At 54.8% G+C, this 15574-nt stretch carries 11 protein-coding genes and 1 other annotated feature; of the genes, 4 read left to right on the top strand and 7 right to left on the bottom strand.

Going from position 1 to position 15574, the window contains the following annotated elements; genetic code table 11:
* Positions 1 to 346 precede the first annotated feature (346 nt).
* Positions 347 to 1507, bottom strand: coding sequence for an MFS transporter (locus M2298_RS02000; protein ID WP_122963081.1), 1161 nt, complete (start codon positions 1505 to 1507; stop codon positions 347 to 349).
* Positions 1508 to 1623: 116 nt separating this feature from the next.
* On the opposite strand from M2298_RS02000, the gene M2298_RS01995 reads away from it, so the two are divergent.
* Positions 1624 to 2514 carry a LysR family transcriptional regulator gene (locus M2298_RS01995; protein ID WP_122963080.1) on the top strand — a complete coding sequence of 297 codons (891 nt, stop codon included), beginning with the start codon at positions 1624 to 1626 and terminating at the stop codon, positions 2512 to 2514.
* Between the two features lie 163 nt (positions 2515 to 2677).
* The gene (locus tag M2298_RS01990; RefSeq protein WP_280648162.1) at positions 2678 to 3643 is read left to right on the top strand and encodes a DHH family phosphoesterase; all 966 of its coding nucleotides are present in this window, start codon (positions 2678 to 2680) and stop codon (positions 3641 to 3643) included.
* Positions 3644 to 3737: 94 nt separating this feature from the next.
* On the opposite strand, the gene M2298_RS01985 is transcribed toward M2298_RS01990, so the two are convergent.
* From M2298_RS01985 to M2298_RS01970, 4 genes are all read right to left on the bottom strand, one after another.
* The gene (locus M2298_RS01985; protein ID WP_348521711.1) at positions 3738 to 4694 is read right to left on the bottom strand and encodes a Gfo/Idh/MocA family protein; all 957 of its coding nucleotides are present in this window, start codon (positions 4692 to 4694) and stop codon (positions 3738 to 3740) included.
* A gap of 117 nt (positions 4695 to 4811) precedes the next feature.
* A complete protein-coding gene (locus tag M2298_RS01980) occupies positions 4812 to 7916 on the bottom strand; it encodes an efflux RND transporter permease subunit (RefSeq protein WP_280648160.1) in 3105 nt (1034 codons plus the stop codon).
* Positions 7909 to 9162, bottom strand: coding sequence for an efflux RND transporter periplasmic adaptor subunit (locus M2298_RS01975; protein ID WP_280648159.1), 1254 nt, complete (start codon positions 9160 to 9162; stop codon positions 7909 to 7911). Before M2298_RS01975 ends, M2298_RS01980 begins: the two co-directional genes overlap by 8 nt.
* A gap of 96 nt (positions 9163 to 9258) precedes the next feature.
* Positions 9259 to 9828: a TetR/AcrR family transcriptional regulator gene (locus tag M2298_RS01970; protein ID WP_280648158.1), complete on the bottom strand. Its 570-nt coding sequence runs from the start codon at positions 9826 to 9828 to the stop codon at positions 9259 to 9261.
* Positions 9829 to 10026: 198 nt separating this feature from the next.
* On the opposite strand from M2298_RS01970, the gene M2298_RS01965 reads away from it, so the two are divergent.
* Both M2298_RS01965 and M2298_RS01960 read left to right on the top strand, forming a co-directional pair.
* Positions 10027 to 10440, top strand: a complete 414-nt coding sequence (locus M2298_RS01965) for an SRPBCC family protein (RefSeq protein WP_122963074.1) — start codon at positions 10027 to 10029, stop codon at positions 10438 to 10440.
* On the top strand, positions 10441 to 10821 hold the full coding sequence (locus tag M2298_RS01960; protein ID WP_122963073.1) for an ArsR/SmtB family transcription factor: 381 nt from the start codon (positions 10441 to 10443) through the stop codon (positions 10819 to 10821).
* A gap of 54 nt (positions 10822 to 10875) precedes the next feature.
* Here M2298_RS01960 and ileS read toward each other — a convergent pair whose 3' ends face one another.
* Together ileS and M2298_RS01950 are read right to left on the bottom strand one after the other, a co-directional pair.
* On the bottom strand, positions 10876 to 13956 hold the full coding sequence (gene ileS / locus M2298_RS01955) for an isoleucine--tRNA ligase (protein ID WP_280648157.1): 3081 nt from the start codon (positions 13954 to 13956) through the stop codon (positions 10876 to 10878).
* 52 nt (positions 13957 to 14008) lie between these two features.
* Positions 14009 to 14267: a binding site (T-box leader), on the bottom strand.
* A 70-nt stretch (positions 14268 to 14337) separates the two neighbouring features.
* Positions 14338 to 15543 carry an MFS transporter gene (locus M2298_RS01950; RefSeq protein WP_122963071.1) on the bottom strand — a complete coding sequence of 402 codons (1206 nt, stop codon included), beginning with the start codon at positions 15541 to 15543 and terminating at the stop codon, positions 14338 to 14340.
* Between the last annotated feature and the right edge of the window lie 31 nt (positions 15544 to 15574).

Here is a 15574-nt window from a genome sequence, read left to right as displayed (position 1 = left end):
CCTCCCTTCGCTGCAGCACCGATCAACAGCTGCACTAACATTTCAGTTCCTGATCAACCACCACGAAGCTCATCCAAAATTTTCTCCTCCAATTAACTTTCAACAAATAAACAAACTCCGACCAAAGCCAAACGCTGGCCGAGGAAACAGGAGAAACAAGCGGCAGGGCTTTCGGACTCCCCCCAGCCGGAGGCGAAAAAGGAAAACGGCTTTTAAGCGGCAACGTGAGCACACTTCTTCGAACATACTGCTTTTGCCGCGGTTTTCCTTTTTCACCGCAGGCGGCCAGTCTAGGCTTCCCCGCAAGAGGCCAGGTGCCCTGCGGCGGTTTCTCCTGTTTCCTCCCCTATGTCGCCACCGTCCTTTTAACCACCTGCTTCCGCCCGCCGAGCCTGCTGATCGACCAGAGCAGACAACCGATGATGAACAGCATCACGATCAACCCAACCGTAAAATTGCCAAAAACATCCACAGTCAACCCAATCAGCATCGGCCCAAGACAGCCGAGCATGTAGCCGCCGCATTGCATTGCCGCTGACCAGGAAGTCGCTTCCGCAGCGCTCTCCGCTTCCTGAATCGGGATCAAAAGCGCCAGCGGGAACAGACCGCCTGCCCCGATTCCGAGAAACACGGTCGCCAACCACGGCGACAGGTGAGCGAGCAGCAAAGCGACGCCGATCAGCTCGGACAGGGCACAGATGACGAGCCACAGATTGCGTTTGCCCGTGCGGCTGACGATGACCGGGACGAAAAAGCTGACGGGAATCTGGATGATCGTAAACAACGTCAGAACGAGTCCCGACTGCTCGTGGCTGATTCCTGCCGATTGCACGAGCGGCGCCAGCCAGGCGGTAATCATGTAAAACATCGATGACATGCAACCGAAAAACACCATGCTGCTGCCCATTCGCCCATTTTTCACCCGCAAGGAAGGCCGTGTCAGCTCCGATTTCGCCGCTTTTTCTTTCGTCAGCGGAAGCAGCAGCCCCGCCGCAATCACCGCCAAGCCTGCCCAGACGCACAGCGCATATTGCCACGACTGGTGCAGCCCTTCAAAAATCGGAATCGACAAGCTCGAAGCGACCGCCGCCCCGATGACCAGCGATACGGAGTAGATGCTCGTAGCACCCGGCCTGCCAGGAAAATGCTTTTTGATAAAGCCTGACAAAAGCGGGCCCGCGATGCCGATGCCAATTCCGGAAATCAGGGCAGTCGCCAGCAGGCTGACACTGTCGTTGACCGCCGCCCGAAACGCCGTAGCCGCAAAAATCATCACCATAGAGACAAACAACGCTCGCTCCAGCCCAAAACGCTGGCTAAGCGTGATCGACAAAAGCGCAAACAGCCCCATGCACAAGACCGGAAGCGTCGTAATCAGGCTGGCGGTCACGCCGCTCATGCCCAAATCCTTTTGAATGATGTCAAGCAACGGTCCTACAGACGTAATGGACGGCCGCAAGTTCAGCGACAGAAAAAACACGACGAAACCCAAATAAAAAAACTTCACGCAAGCACTTCCTTCCTCAGTCCTTGAATGAAGTGTAAATGCCGGATTATAATAGATCAATTCTATTTTTTCTATACAAACAATAGTTACAGACTATGTATAAAGGAGCGGAAGCGATGGAATTTCGCCAGCTGCAATACTTTCTCATGCTGTGCAACGAACTGCATTTTTCCGAAGCCGCCTACAAGCTCGGCATCACCCAGCCGACATTGAGCCAGCAAATCCGCGTTCTGGAAGACGAAGTCGGCGTCCCCCTGTTCGACCGCATCGGGAAAAAAACGGTAAAGACAGAAGCCGGAGAAATTTTGGAGCATCACGCCAGACAAATCGCGCAGCAGCTTGAAAATGCGAAAACAGCCATCGCAGACTTGACCCGCCTGCATGCCAGCCACTTGCGCATTGCCGTACTGCCCTCCGACCTGGACTATCGGCTCACCTCTTTGCTCATCGACTTTCATAAGCAATTCCCGCAAACCAAAGTGCAAGTGTTTCCTTCCATCGACATCGTCAATCAGGTGTTGAACATTGAAGTCGACCTGGGTGTCGGTCTGTCCATGCCCGCCGTGCCTGCCGACCAGCGCTTGACCCGCATCCCGTTTTACACGGAAACGTACAGTCTCTACGTCCATGCCGACCACCCGCTTGCCGAGAACGAATTTGTGTCTGCCGACGATTTGCGCACCATCCCGTTTGTCATGTATCCGAAAGGCTTTTACGGCAGAGATTTGATCGACAGATGGGGGCTGGAATACGGGCTGACCGTTGAGACGATCATGGAAACAGGCTCTGCCACCTCTCTGCTCCAACTCGTTCACGCCGGAATCGGAGCTACGATCCAGCCCAGCCGCCTGATCGAAAGCTTCCCCTCACTCAACATTCGCGCGATCGAGATCAAAGATTCGCCGATCCGGGAAATGGTGATCATGTATCGCAACGACAAGTACATGAGTGTGGCCGCCAAAGCATTCATCCATAAGCTGGAAACGTCTTTTCGCACCTTTCGTTAGCAAGCGCAGGCGGACTGCTTGTTCATCAACGAACTTCAGACGACACATACTTTTGAAAAATGACTCGGCTCGCCCTCCCGCTGGTTCGAACACAAACCGAAAAGGACATCCTAAGTGGTAGCTTCGCTATCCCACAAAAAGCCAAACACAAGGAGAGCCTTCAATGCATCAGCCAGCCATCATCCATTTCACCGACAAGGACCTCGACGGAGAATCGTGCGCCATCCTGAGCCGAATCGCCTATGCCGGCCAGGAAGTCCTCGTCCGCGGCGTATCTCCGTATACCGTCAGCCAGGAGATCGAGACGTTCATCGAGCAGGAGCTTGCCCCCGGAATGTCCGTTGTCATTACCGATGTCAGCGTCAACGAAAAAGCCGCCGCCCTGATTCAAAAACAGGTCGCGCGCGGGCATTCGTTCGTCCTGATCGACCACCACCCCACGGCGCTGCCGCTGTCAGCCAAGTACGACTGGGCGAATGTCGTGGTAGAGGAGGCGGGGAAAAAGCCCTCGGCCACAAGCCTTTACTACGACTACTTGATCCAAAAGGGCGCGCTTGCGCCTACCGACGTGCTCTCCCACTACGTAGAGCTGGTTCGCGCTTTTGACACGTGGGACTGGGAGACGAGCGGCAACGACCAGGCGCATCAGTTGAACCTGTTGTTTTACTTGGCAGAACGGGAGACTTTTGCCGATCAAGTAATCGGACGATTGCGCGGGGAAGGCGACGACACGGATCAGTTTGTGTTCACGGAATGGGAGGCGATCCTGATCTATGCGGAGGAACGCAAAATCGCTGCCTACGAGCAAAAAAAGCTGCGGCAAATGAAGCGGCTTCCGGTCGACATCGACCTGGACAAGCCGAAGCAGTACACAGTCGGGGTCGTCTTTTTGGAGCAATACCACTCTACGACGGGAAGCTTTTTGTGCAAAAGCGACGAGACAATCGACTTTGTCGCCATGCTCGATCCGGGAAAAGGCCGGATCAGCCTGCGCACGAACCGCGATGACGTCGATCTCTCTGTGATCGCCGCCCATTACGGCGGTGGCGGACATCCAAAAGCGGCGGGCTGCTCGTTCACAGGGCTGACGTTGAAAACGTTCGTCTACCCAGCCCTGCGCGTCCATTAAACGCAAAAAATCCCCTCCGGTCATCCACGTCCGTCCCAAGCTGTTACGAGACGAACGCGGACGCTTCCGCGAGGGGATTTTTCCTGCCTTTCCGTTACGCGTGACCCAGCAACGCTTCCAATACTTTCTGCACTTTTACACCTGTCTCAAACGTAACCAGCCTGGCTTCTTTGCCTTCCAGAGCCAGCGCCAGCTCATCGAGCAACAGCGACAGACGGTCCTGCTCGGGCACGTCCGCTGCCTGAGGGGCTTCATTGTCTCTTCCGACAGACAGCTTGCTCCAGTTGACCACACTGAGCGTGCCTTTTGTACCGTAAATGCGGTAGTCCAAATGCTCCTGATGCGCGATACCCGCCAGCCCGTTGATCGTCACAGGCGTGCCGTCTGCCAGGCGCAAGAAGGCAGATACACCTGTTTCACACGCTTGCGGATCTTCCGGATAGTCTACCTCCGAGCGGATCACCTGCAAATCGCCAAACAAAGCGTACGTCAAATGGGTAAAATGCGGCAAAACCTCGCGGATGAAGCCGCCCTGCTCCCGACCGGACAGCCATGGCGTCTGCTGCCACGGGCGCGGCCATGTATGGAAATGAGTCAAAATGTCGATTCTGCGCACATCGCCGATCTCCTCCAGCCTGCGGCGCAGCTCCGGGAAAATGCCCTGATAGTAGAGCGGGAAATTCATCGCGTGTACGACACCTGCGTCTTTCGCTGCGGCCAGCATTTCCTCCGCTTCCCCAAGCGAGTTGGCGAGCGGCTTCTCGCACAGCAAATGCTTTTTGTGAGCCAGCACGTCCAAGGCAATCGCGTGGTGGAATTTTGGCGGAACAGCCAGATAGATGCAATCCAGCTCTTCTTTTGCGAGCAATTCCTTGTAATCGGTGTACCACGGCACGTCTCCGGATTTTTGCGCAGCCTCCTGCGCTCTTTCCGCCGAAACGTCACTGACTGCCGCTACACAAAATGTTTCGTGCGTGCGAATGGCGTTCATCATTCGTTCGCCCATGACTCCTGCGCCGATGACGCCCACTTTCCACTTGCTCTGGTTCATCTGTCTTTCCTCGCTTCCTGATGAAGTACGTCTTTTTTGCACCTCCCCCATTTCTCCATTTGTCTGAAAATTCCTTGTAAAAAAACGAGATCGCGCAAAAAAGCTTTGCCAAAACCGCTACACGCAAGCCGGAGCCTCTTGCTGCTTCTCCACCCGCTCACGCTTCTTTTCCTTTTGCAGCGCCACGACGGTATAAAGCGACGGCACGACAATCAAAGTTAAAAGCATCGAGAACAGCAGCCCGGAAATAATCGTGATGGCCAGCGGTTTGAACAGCACGCTCCCGGAAATCGCCATCGGCGCAAGGCCAGCCACGGCCGCAAAAGTCGTCAGCAAAATCGGGCGCAGCCGCGCTTTTCCTGCGCCGATCACCGCGTCTCGCAACCCCATGCCAGCGTGCCGTGCTTCTTCGATGAACTCGATCAGGACAATTCCGTTTCGCACGACAATTCCGGCCAAGGAGATAAACCCGGCTACTGTCATGAAGCCGATCGGCGTGTCGGTAATGAACAACCCGATCATGCTTCCGGCGATCGCCAGGTAGACTGTGCTCATCACCAAAGTCGGTATCGACAAGGAATTGAACTGCAACACAATCAACAGGAAGATGAGCAGCACAGCCACCACCGCGAGCAGCCCCAAATCGGCCAGCACGTCGCCTTCCTCCTCCGATTCACCCGTCACCTTCCAGGCGTAACCATCCGGCATTTCGACGTGTTCCAGCTTTTGCACCAGCTCGCTCATCACGTCATCCGCCGTGCGCCCCCGCACATCGCTCGTAATCGTGACACTGCGGGACATATTGTAGCGGGGAATGCTCTGGATGGACAAAGTCGGTTTCATTTCCGCTATTTGCGCCACCGGAATGAGCTGCCCCTGGCTATTCGGAACCGTAAGCTGGCTAAAAAGCTGCTGCGGAGTCATGTTCGCCTGATCAGCCAGCAAAGTCATGTCGATCAGCTTTTTCCCGTTGTCAAACTGTCCAACCGGGATGCCTTGACTGATCAGACGCAACGTTCTCGTCAAATCCGCTTCATGGACCAGCGCCTTGTCCATTTTCCCTTGCTCCACCTGGAATTGGAGGGAATATTGCGCATTCCCGAGCGTGTCATTGATATTGTAAGTTCCTTTCGTCTCTTTAATCATCGCTTTGACTTCCTCGGAAATCGCATACAGCTCGGACAAGTCATTTCCATACACGCGAATGGCGACCGGGCTGCCCGAATACATGCCCGCCTTCACGCTGTACGGAATGATATTCGCCTCCGGGTACAGCTCTTTCAGCTGCACAGTCCACGGCTCGACGACTTTGCGCGCATCCATCTGCGTATGGTCAAAGACGACGACGAGCTGCGCCATGTTTTCGCCTGTTCCGATCGACGGGGCACTCGTGATCATCTGCGGGGCAGCTCCCCCGACGAAGGCAGCCACCTTTTGAATGTGCGGCTGTTTGACGATCCAGTCGCTGGTGCCTTGGACGATCCGGTCGGTTTCCTGCAAATTGCTGCCGATCGGCATGTTTATGTTGACAATCATCTGCGGCCTGTCGTCATCCGGGAACAGCTGGATCGGAATAAACGCAGCCAGTCCGTAAAAGGCTGTAGCGACCAGCACCCCGATCACTCCCGTTTTCAACGGGTTTTTCAGCATCGCCGGCATGACCCGATCTCCGTACCAGCGGGTCAGCGCATCGATCTGCTTGCCCAAAAGTCCGGCTGGCTTGCGGTCTGCTGCCGTTTTTTTCGCGCGCTTGTTTTTTCGTCTCTCGTTCCACTCCCGGTAAATCGGGATGAGCGAGAGCGACATGACCATGGAGGCGGTCATCGTGAAAATGATGACGACTGGCACCGGAAAAATGAATTGCCCGGCATCGCCTGTCAAAAAAATGATCGGGCCAAATGCGCTGATCGTGGCAAATGTCGCCGTGACAATCGAAACGGCAACCTCTTTCGTGCCAAGCACAGCTGCCGTATACGGCTCCTCTCCAAGCACGGACAGCCTGCGCTCAATGTTGTCATTGACCACAACGGCGTCATCCACCAAAATCCCGAGAACGATGATCATGCCAAAGACACTCATCTGATTCAGCGTGATCCCGAGCAAAGGGAGAACAGCCATCCCTGACGCAAGCGAGATCGGGATCGCGAGGGCGACCATCATCGAAGTCGTCAAATTCAAGCCGAGCGTGCAAACGAACAGGACGGCCACAATCGCGATCAGCATTTCATGCAACAGCTCGGAAAACAAACTGTCGATCCGATCCATCTGGGCGTAAACCGTTTCCTTTTTCGCCCACGAAGGTAGCTGCTCTTCCAACGAATGCAGCTTCTCGTCGACCGCGCGCTGGACGCTCGGGACGTTGCTGCCCAGCTCGGCGTTGATGCTGACCGTGACGGCGGGCTTTCCGTTGTAGTACGTCTTGTATTCCACCCGTTTCGTACTGTCCAAAATCGTAGCGACGTCTTGCAAATAGACGGGCACTCCCTGAGCAGTAAGGGTCACGACCACTTTTCCGAGCGAAGTCGGATCGTAGCTGACAGGCATGGTCAGTTGGTATTGGCGTTTGTCGACATGTATGTCTCCGAGTGGAACCGTCTCGTTTTTCGTTTGAATCGCGTTCATGACTTGCGCCCAAGAAATGCCGTAATGCTGGAGTTTTTGCGCCTGCACGTTGATTTTCACTTCCTGCTCGGGCAATCCGAGGATCGAGACATCGGACACGCCCGGAACGGTGCGCAGCTGATCCTTCCACAGGTCGAGCGTATCGCGCAATTGCACGATTTGTTCAAAAGAATCGGCGGTAATTTGGAACGACTGGATGAAAGTGCGGCTCATGTCGTCGTTAATGATCGGCTGCTCCGTCTCTTCCGGCAGGTCGGCTTCGGCGTCCTTCACTTTTTTCCGCATGTCTTCAAACACGGCTTTCGGTTTGGCATCATTTTCCGTCTGTACGGTAATGATCGACACCCCTGAACGCGACTCGGAGTTGATCGACTTGATCCCTTGCACTTCATTGATCTTCTCTTCCAGCTTTTTCGTGACGGTCTGCTCGATTTTTTGCGGAGTCGCTCCCGGATAGACCGTAGTCACTGTCGCGGTGCCGACGATGATGTCAGGCTGCTCCTGTCTCGGGAGCGAGAACAAGACGTAAACCCCCATCAAGATCAGCATCGCAAAAAAGACGAGCGTGATTTTTCGCTTCTTGATCAAAAATTCAATCATGCTTCACGCCTCCTTTGACAGTGACCTGATCCCCGTCGAGCAAGCGGTCTGCCCCGTCAGTGATCAAGACATCGCCCGCCGCTATCCCTGCTGTAATTTCCAGCTCGTTGTCGACATACTCCCCCAGCGTTACCGTCGTCTTGCGGGCTTTTCCTTCTGTCAAAAGGAAGACATAAGGTTCAGACCCGCGGCTGAAAACAGCTTGGGTCGGGATAAAAATCGCTGCTTTTTGCTCCAAGGTTCGTTTCGCACTGACCACTTGCCCGGCAAACCAGTCTTTGGCGGCATTGTCGACCACCACTTCCACGCCGATCGTGCCCGTCTGTTCATTCGTAGCCGGATAGATGTTCGTCACTTTGCCTTTGCGCTTGTTCCCGTACAGCGCAAGCTCGACCTCGTCGCCTGCCCGCCAGGATGAGATGTCTTGATCCGGCACAGGCAAAATCGTTTTCAACTGCTGGATGTTGCCGATGCGATACACGGGAGCACCCGGGCCTGCAAGCTGACCGACATCCGCCATTTTTGCCAGTACGGTTCCGGCAAAAGGCGCTTTCGCCTCGGTTTTCGCCAGTGTCGCCGCCGCCTGATTGCGTGCTGCCATCGCTCCTTGATAGCTCGCCTGCGTCGCGTTCACATCTTCCGCGCGCGCCCCTTCGACGACCAGAGAGTAGGTCGCTTTTGCCTGGAAAAGGTCTTTTTCCGCCAGCTCCCGCGCATTTTTCGCCCGTTCAAACTCACTTTGCGAGATCGCCCCATTTTTATGTAGCTGCTCCATGCGGCGGTAATCGCTCTCGGCCTGCTGCAAAGAGATTTGCTTCGCTTCAACCGCTGCCTGCGCTTGCTGGACTTCTTCCTTGCGGGAGCCGTTTTTCACTTTGGCCAATTGCGCGTTCGCGCCGTTTGCTTCTGCGTTTGCCATTGCGAGCTGGAGCGAGTAGTCCGTGGTGCCAAGCACCGCCAGAACGTCTCCCTTTTTAACCGAATCCCCCTCCTTGAACGGCATCCGTTTGATTTCCCCGGCGACTTCAAAAGCAACCGTCACCTCTTCTACAGGAGCAAGCGTGCCCGACAGCTCGCTCTCGGTACGGACAGTCTTCGTTTGAACGCGTTTCGTTTCCACCACTTTTGCATCCAGCCGGGTTTCCACGCTGCTTGCAGGCTGCTCCCCTGTTGTGCAAGCCGTTCCCACCAGCACAAGCGAGAGGAGCGCTACACTTCCCGCCGCTTTCCTGATCCATGCATTCATGTTCTCTTCACTCCTGCTTAATTAGGTACATGCCCAAGCGATGTCGGTTTTACGGAATGAATATTCATTCCGTTCTGTTCAAAAGAAAGATCAGAATCAATGAATTCTGATCGCATCCCAGCAAGCCTCTTCCACGCCTGCCAGCAATTCCGGTGTTTCCTCGATCTCGCCCGCCCGGCAAGACTTGTACAGCGATATAAACGCACCGTCAATAATCGCGATCAATGCGTCGGCAGGCAACGGACGAATGATTCCGTTTTTCTTCCCCTGGTTAATGAACTCATAAAAAAACGTGCGCAGGCGCATGTAAGCTGCCTGGCTTGCTTCGTCCAAATAGTAGCCATTGACATGGGAATCGACAAACAGCAAGGCCGTGAGATTTTTATTCGCATAGCTGACCAGCTGCTTGGCAATATGAGCGAATTGCTTGCGCGAATCATTCGAGTCGTGCGGATAGCCCTGGTTCAGCGTCTCCAGCACATCGTTGACGCACTCTTGAAACAACGTGTTGACCAGCGCTTCCTTGTTTTCAAAATAGCGATACAGCGTCCCGGCGCCCACGCCTGCTTTGTCGACAATCATCGGAACAGTCGTGCCGTCGAAGCCTCGCTGTTCAAACAGAACCATCGCCGCTTCCAATATTAACTCCCGCTTTGTCTCAGACATGCCAGACCTCCTCACCTCGGAATGAATGTTCATTCCGTTTTGATTGTAATCAATTTCTCTTGAACCTGTCAAATCTTTCTTTCCTATCATCCGTTGACATGCAACCTTTTGGTTTCGTATACTGCAAAAAGCGAAACGTTTTGGTTTCGTTTCCATGTGCAAACTAGGAAACTACTTTCTTTTTACGGAGGCGTATTCATGTCCAACACCATTCCTGATATCGTTCAGACACAAGTATTTCAAGCTCCGCTGCAAAAAGTTTGGGATGCCGTCGCTACAGCAGACGGGATTGCCGCCTGGTTCATGCCAAACGATTTTCAGCCAGTAGCTGGACATGCCTTTACCATCCATTCCCCATACGGCGATTCTCCTTGCGTCGTGCAAGAAATTGACCCGCCGAACCGTCTCGTGTTCAAATGGGGCAAAGACTGGGTAATCACGTTCGCGTTAAAAGATTTGGGAGAAACAACAGAGTTCACGCTGATTCATTCCGGTTGGTCTGCCGATACGGTAACGGAGTTTGGGGAAGGCCATGCCGTCGTCCGCGACCGGATGAACCAGGGCTGGGATTCTTCTGTGCTGCCTAAGCTGAAAGCGTATGTGGAAGCGTAAATGAGCAGCTCTGCCGCCAAGCATGACGTATTTCAAGCCATCGCCGATCCGACGCGCCGCAAGCTTTTGCAATTGCTGACCGATCAGGAAATGCCTGTGACCGCGATCAGCAGACACTTTCCGATCAGCCGCACTGCCGTTTCCAAGCATTTGCGCATTTTGTCCGAAGCAGGGCTGGTCAAGGAGCAGCGTGTAGGCCGCGAGACGAGGTATCGGATGCAACCGGAGCCGCTTGCCGAGCTGAAAAGCTGGCTGTCCTACTATGACCGCTTCTGGGACAACAAGCTGACCGCACTGAAACGGCTGGTGGAAGCCGAGCAGCCTGAGGATCATTCGCTGACAGGGCCGCGTCTTGTGGAAACCAAGCGGGATGAGTTGTAATGAAAAAAGGATAGGGAAAGCAGCATTCGTGCCGCTTCTCCCTATCCTTTTTGCTTATTCGATATGCAAGCCGAACGATTTTTCGCCAAAAGACACCATCGCAAGCTCTTGCCCGGACGTGTACACCACATCGGACAGCAGCACGCTCTCCCGCAGCAAATGCTCAAAACGGTTCAGCGCTGCCCGCAGCTCCTCGTCGACCGCGAGCGTGACAACTACCCGTTTGTCGATCGGCAGCTCCATGCGTTTGCGGTAGTCCTGAATGACGCGGATCACTTCCCGCACCCGCCCTTCCTGGACAAGCTCCTCTGTCAGCTCCGTCGTCAGCGCCACGTGGATTTGATAGCCGGATGCGGAGGCAAAGCCTTGTTTTCCTTGCTTTTCGACGAGCAAGTCTTCGAGCGGAACGCGAATCGGCTCATCGTCCAGCACCACGTCCAGATGCCCCGACTCCATCACTTGCTTGGCTGCGGCTGGCAACAGTTCTTTCAAATGCGCTTGCAGCCCGCTTACGAGCTTGCCGTATTTTTTGCCAGCCACTTTCAGATTCAGCTTGAAATGATAGGTGACAAAACCGTCGTCGCTCCGTTCCAGACGAATGCTTTTCACATTGATTTCGTCCCGGATGATGCCGGCAAACTGGTCGAGGCGAAACGGTCGATCGAGCGAGACGATCAGCTCGGATAGCGGCTGACGCGTCTTGATTCCGGTTTCGTTGCGGATATTGCGGGCCAGCTCGACGATTTGTCTCGCCGTCTCCATGTCGCGCTCAAGCGCTTCGTCGCGTACGTCCTCGTTTCCTTGCGGATAGTCTGCCAGATGAACGCTGCCCGCTTCGCCGAGATTGCCGTACATATCATCCGCGATCAGTGGAGCGTATGGCGCAATCATCCGCGCAAGTGTCAAAAGCACCTCGCGCAGCGTATGGTAAGCGGCGATTTTGTCGGCAGACAGGCCGCTTTCCCAGAAGCGGTCGCGCGAACGGCGGATGTACCAGTTGCTCAGCTCGTCGACGAATGCTTCAATCTGCTTCGCCGGATTCATGAAGTCGTACGTGTCCAGCCCTTTGCGCACATTTTTCAACGTCGTATGCAGGCGGGACAGTACCCAGCGATCCAGCTCGTTTTCAGACGCAACTGCCGGATGCTGCTGCGGATCGAACTGGTCGATACCCGCGTACAGCGAGTAAAAGGCGTGCGTGTTGTGGATCGTATCGATCACCTTGAACTTCGCCTCGGCGACGATCCGCTTGGAAAAGCGCTTGCTGCTCCACGGCGCGCTGTCCGACAAAAGCGCCCAGCGGAATGCATCTGCCCCGAACTCCTCGATCACTTCCCACGGGTCGATTCCGTTGCCTTTGCTCTTCGACATTTTTTGGCCGTGCTCATCCAGTACGTGCCCGGTCGAGATGACCGCTTTGTACGGCGCTTGCCCGTTGTAAAGCGTGGAGACAGCCAACAGGCTGAAAAACCAGCCCCGCGTCTGATCGATCCCCTCCGAGATCATGTCGGCAGGGTATTGCTCCTGGAACTGCTTGTCGTCGCCAAACGGATGATGGTACTGGGCAAAAGGCATCGAACCGCTGTCAAACCAGACGTCGATGACTTCCGGGGTGCGCTCCATCACAGAGCCGCATGTACAGCGCAGCTTGACTTCATCCACATACGGCTTGTGCAGCTCCAGCGACTCGTCGATTGGCACGGCTGCCTTTGCGCGCAGCTCTGCGATGCTTCCAGGCGCGTACTCGCTGCCGCAATCGTGACAAAGCCAGATGTTGAGCGGCGTTCCCCAATAGCGGTTGCGGCTGATGTTCCAGTCCACCAGCTCTTCGAGAAAATTGCCGAACCGTCCTTCGCGCAAATGGCCCGGATACCATTCGACTTTGCTGTTGTTGGCGATCAGCTGATCCTTGATCGCCGTCGTCTGGATGAACCAGCTTTCCATCGCGTAGTAGAGCAAGGGCGACTTGCAGCGCCAGCAAAACGGATAGCTGTGCTCGTACCGTTCCTTGGAGAACAACAGTCCGCGATGGGCCAAGTCTTTGACGATGTCGACGTCGCACTCCTTGACGAAGCGCCCGGCAAAATCGGTAATTTGCTCCGTGTAACGCCCAGCCAGATTGACTACGTTCACGAAGTCCAGTCCGTGCTGACGGGTCGTGCGATAGTCGTCCTCTCCGTGGGCGGGAGCCGTATGGACGATCCCCGTCCCGCTCGTATCGCTGACATACTCGGCGTCGACGATGACATGCCCTTTTTCCACGCGGACGTAGCTGTACGGCGGCTCGTATTCCGTCCCGACAAATTCCGCCCCTTTGTGCGTCGACAACACTTCATATGCATCGGTGAACACTTTGTCTGCGAGATTTTTCGCGACGACGTACACTTCGCCGTTTTGCTTCACGCGCACGTAGTCCAGCTCTTTGTTGACCGCGAGAGCCACGTTTGCCGGAAGCGTCCACGGCGTAGTCGTCCAGGCGAGAAACACTTCCTCCCCCTGCTTGCTGCGGAACTTGACCGTCGCGCTCAAATCTTTCACATCTTCGTAGCCTTGCGCTACTTCGTGAGAGCTGAGCGTCGTCTGGCAATCCGGGCAGTACGGACTGACGCGATGCCCTTTGTACAACAGCCCCTTTTTGTGGATCGTAGCCAAAATGTGCCAGACACTTTCGATGTAGTCGTTAGTGAGCGTCACGTACGGATGATTCATATCCGTCCAGTAGCCGATTGCCTCCGTCAGCTCCCGCCATTGCTTCTCGTATTCAAACACGCTCGCCTTGCAGCGCTCGACGAACTTCGCCACTCCGTAGTTCTCGATCTCATGCTTCCCGGAGATGCCAAGCTGCTTTTCCACCCCCAGCTCGACAGGCAAGCCATGCGTATCCCAGCCTGCTTTGCGCACGACGCGGTATCCGGACATCGTTTTGTAGCGCCCGATGAAGTCTTTGATCACTCGTCCGAGCACGTGGCCGATATGCGGCTGACCATTGGCCGTGGGCGGCCCTTCGTAAAACACGTAGTTCGGTTTGCCAAGCCGATTGTCCATCGATTTTTGAAAGGTGCCATCCTCTTTCCATTGCGCCAGCACACGCAGCTCGCGTGCCCTCGCCTTTTCTTTGACGTCGACTTTTCTCATCTCACTCATCCCTCCTATGATTGATGTCCGAAAACGCAAAAAATCCCGCCCCCGAAGGGACGAGATTTCATCTCGCGTTACCACCCTTGTTCCGAAACGATCACGAAAACGTGACGCTTCGACACCTCTGCTACGTACCATCATACGCGCCCCTTGTAACGGCGGGGTCCCGGGTCAGCTTACTTTGTTGCGCTTCAGCTTTCCTTCTCGGAGAGGATTTTCGGCTAAGTCTTGAACGTTGGCTTTCAGCACTAGGCCAACTCTCTGGGGAACAAGGGGTTTAGCGTACTCTTTCTCGTCAATGAATTTGATCGGTTCAATTCGTACCTTCTTTTTACATCAGTTTTCCAGCTTTGTCAAGAAACGAAAGCAAGCGGTCTGTTACGCCGCGACCCGCTTCAAGCTTCTGCGGCTTTCCACGCGCGACAGGAACAAGCTTAGGACAAGGACGATCGCTCCGAACAAGTACGGTGCGTTCACATGCATTCCGTACAAAGTCCCCGCCACAGCCGGGCCAAAAATGTTGCCCAGACTCATGTAGGCGTTGTTCATCCCGGCGACAAAGCCTTGTTCATCCCCGGCCCGCTTGGAGATGAGCGTATTGATCGCCGGACGCATGATCGAGGTCAAGGTGAAGAACAGCACAGTCAGGACGAGCATATACCAGAAGTTCCCTGACAAAAGCATCAGCACCATCGTGACCGCCGAGCTGAAAAACGTCCAGTTGATCAGCTTCTTTTCTCCAAAACGGGAGATCAGCTTCCCGATCAGCATAGCCTGCACAATCGTTCCAGCCAACGCTCCGACCGTGATGATGATCGAGATGTCACGCGGCGTATAGCCGAACTTCGCATCTACGAAGAGCGGAAAAATTACTTCAAAGTTCGCCAGCCCGAAAGTCATCGTAAAAATCAGCACGAGCATGATGAAATACGACGACTGGAAAGACTTGCCGAGTTGCAGGAAAATATTTTCTTTCTTCTGCTCCGAACGGCGGGCTGCCAGCTGTTTGTCTTTTGGCAATGACTCAGACAAAAAGAGCACGGAGCCGATCGTCGCCACGGCCCCTACCGCCGCGGAAATGTAAAACGGCATCCGCAGCCCAAGCTCGGCGAGAAAACCGCCGATCCCCGGCCCGATCACGAACCCGAGAGACATCGCCGCGCCGAGCAGTCCCAAGCCTTTTCCGCGCTTGTCCTCGGTCGTAATATCGGCGACGTACGCGAGCATGGAAGGAATCATCGAAGCGGCGCCGATTCCCCCGATCAAACGGGAGAGGTAGAGCACCCATGTCTGTTCGGCCAGGGCAAACACCAGATTCGAAATCGTAAACAACACCAGGCCGGAGACGATCATGATTTTCCGACCGTATTTGTCCGACCACTCTCCCGCGATCGGAGAGAACAGAAACTGCGTCAAACCAAACGCTGCCACCAGGTAGCCAGCCGTCTTCCCGCCTGCTCCAAATTCTTTCAAAAACTCGGGCAAAATCGGGATAATCAAGCCGATTCCGAGCATGGCAATAAACATGTTCATCATCAAAAAGAGAATCGGTCGCCCGCTATTCTCTGCATTTTCACTTTTCATTGATCCAATCCTATCCTGTTTATTTTTTCTC

This window comes from Brevibacillus sp. 1238 (assembly GCF_029892995.1).
Taxonomy (GTDB): Bacteria; Bacillota; Bacilli; order Brevibacillales; family Brevibacillaceae; genus Brevibacillus; species Brevibacillus parabrevis.
Note: the sequence above shows the minus strand (reverse complement) of the source record. Positions and strands in the feature narration are given on the sequence as shown.

What these genes read in the sequence shown, in the direction of transcription:
- M2298_RS01995 (WP_122963080.1), top strand. Translation starts at nt 1,624, where the DNA reads ATGGAATTTCGCCAGCTGCAATACTTTCTCATGCTGTGCAACGAACTG.
- M2298_RS01990 (WP_280648162.1), top strand. Translation starts at nt 2,678, where the DNA reads ATGCATCAGCCAGCCATCATCCATTTCACCGACAAGGACCTCGACGGA.
- M2298_RS01985 (WP_348521711.1), bottom strand. Translation starts at nt 4,694, where the DNA reads ATGAACCAGAGCAAGTGGAAAGTGGGCGTCATCGGCGCAGGAGTCATG.
- M2298_RS01980 (WP_280648160.1), bottom strand. Translation starts at nt 7,916, where the DNA reads ATGATTGAATTTTTGATCAAGAAGCGAAAAATCACGCTCGTCTTTTTT.
- M2298_RS01975 (WP_280648159.1), bottom strand. Translation starts at nt 9,162, where the DNA reads ATGAATGCATGGATCAGGAAAGCGGCGGGAAGTGTAGCGCTCCTCTCG.
- M2298_RS01970 (WP_280648158.1), bottom strand. Translation starts at nt 9,828, where the DNA reads ATGTCTGAGACAAAGCGGGAGTTAATATTGGAAGCGGCGATGGTTCTG.
- M2298_RS01965 (WP_122963074.1), top strand. Translation starts at nt 10,027, where the DNA reads ATGTCCAACACCATTCCTGATATCGTTCAGACACAAGTATTTCAAGCT.
- M2298_RS01960 (WP_122963073.1), top strand. Translation starts at nt 10,441, where the DNA reads ATGAGCAGCTCTGCCGCCAAGCATGACGTATTTCAAGCCATCGCCGAT.
- ileS (WP_280648157.1), bottom strand. Translation starts at nt 13,956, where the DNA reads ATGAGAAAAGTCGACGTCAAAGAAAAGGCGAGGGCACGCGAGCTGCGT.
- M2298_RS01950 (WP_122963071.1), bottom strand. Translation starts at nt 15,543, where the DNA reads ATGAAAAGTGAAAATGCAGAGAATAGCGGGCGACCGATTCTCTTTTTG.